1 protein-coding gene and 1 pseudogene are annotated in these 819 nt (G+C 55.4%); both read left to right on the forward strand.

Annotated elements, in window-relative coordinates:
* Positions 1-230: pseudogene (locus A3730_RS32380) on the forward strand (1-acyl-sn-glycerol-3-phosphate acyltransferase); the annotation flags it as partial.
* A 185-nt stretch (positions 231-415) separates the two neighbouring features.
* Positions 416-819, forward strand: a 404-nt coding sequence (locus tag A3730_RS28625; protein WP_063539424.1) for an elongation factor P-like protein YeiP, incomplete at its 3' end; no start/stop codon positions are given.

The following is an 819-nucleotide window of genomic DNA, read 5'->3' on the forward strand; positions in this document are numbered from 1 at the left end:
ACCTGGATAGCATGGGCGCCCCGGATCCGGGGCTGGCCTTTATTGGTGACGATGAGTTCCACGATCACTTGTGGGCTATGCTGCTCCGCCCAAAAATCCGCGTGCGCCTGCATTTTTGTACGCCTTTGGATGGGGAGGGCATGGACCGCAAGGCACTGTCTGTGCGGGCGCATGAACGGGTGGAAGAGCAGTTGACAGTTGATAGTGGACAGTTGAAAGCTCGCGGTTGATTTTTGTCCTTTTTTTCAATGCTTGAGGCCGCACTCAGCATTTGGGGGCGGCTGCCTGGCTTTCCAAACAGAGAAGGGTTTTCCTTCTTTTCGCTGTCCACTGTATTCCTCCTTCCTGTTATCTGGCGCCACACCTTTAAGCTCGGATACCATGTCTTTTTTACTCACAAGGACATCGCCCTGCCATGACCCGCGCCAGTGAACTGAAAAAATCCGACGTTATCGAAGTCAACGGCACCCTGTATGCCATCCGCCAGATTGAGGTGCAGTCGCCTTCTGCCCGGGGTGCGGCCACCTTGTACCGGGTAAAGGCCAGTGCCGTCGGTGGTGGCCCCAAGTTTGAAGAGCGCTTCAAGGGGGATGATGACGTGGCCACGGTGGAATTGCAGCGCCGTGCGGTGCAGTTTTCCTATGTGGACGGGGATGACTACATCTTCATGGATAATGAGGATTTCTCCCAATACTTGCTCAAGCAGGAAGATATCAGCGATGAGCTGGCGTTCATCACGGAAGAAACCGAAGGGGTGTTGGCCCTGAAAGTGGAAGACGCCGTTATCGGCCTGGAGTTGCCGGCGTCCGTGGTGCTGGA

The organism is Alcanivorax sp. HI0044 (assembly GCF_001634945.1).